Consider the following 744-nt stretch of genomic DNA (forward strand, 5'->3'; position numbering starts at 1 on the left):
CATGGAATACCAGAATGGGCAGCCCCTGCTGGGGTGCGCCCCAGCAGGGGCTCATGGCCCCCAACTCGAGCGAATTTCCAGACCTTAGGGTACAGTACCGTCCCATCTTCAGCCCGAAATTTCGCAGCACGCCACGGATCGACAGCTCAAGGTTGATGATGGCTTGCTGGATCGCCTTGCGCGCGGACAACAGCGCGCGCATTTCCTGCGCCGATATCGACTTGCAGTGGACCTGCCGGAACCAGCCCATCTGCAAAAGCCGCGCGATCCCTTCGGCATCCCGCCTGTCGGTCTTGATCGGCATCGCCTTGAGCGCGCCCTTCACCTGTCGTGTTTCCATCAGAACCGTATCGAACCCGGCCTCGGTGAGGTGCCGATGGAGCCATTGTGACAGCGGCCCGGCCTCCAGACCGACACCGACCACGGTGCCCGGCAGCGACTGCAATGCTCGTTCCAGCTCTTCGGGTTCGCTGGCCGCTGTCGTTTCTTTGATCACCTTACCATGGGACGACACCACGCAAATCGCGGTGCTTGCCAGAGAGACGTCCAAACCGATATACAGTTCCATGTCGTTGTCCTTTCTTCGCAAAGAAATTCTGGGGCGCGCCTAACCACACGACCCCGTTGACACGCCTCTGACGTGCCAGTGGGTTGGGGCACGGTTTCCTGAGACAGTTCATAGCGCTAATTTTCCATCGAAGGAGAATGGACCATGGACGACAAGAACAGCTCGACACCTGGCGC

General features: G+C 59.7%; 1 protein-coding gene. It reads right to left on the bottom strand.

The window, feature by feature from the left end; genetic code table 11:
• The coding region (locus ACH107_RS33275) for an IS110 family transposase (protein WP_412509849.1) at positions 1–568 on the bottom strand (568 nt) is incomplete at its 3' end.
• Between the last annotated feature and the right edge of the window lie 176 nt (positions 569–744).

Source organism: Roseovarius halophilus (ex Wu et al. 2025), from assembly GCF_047086965.1.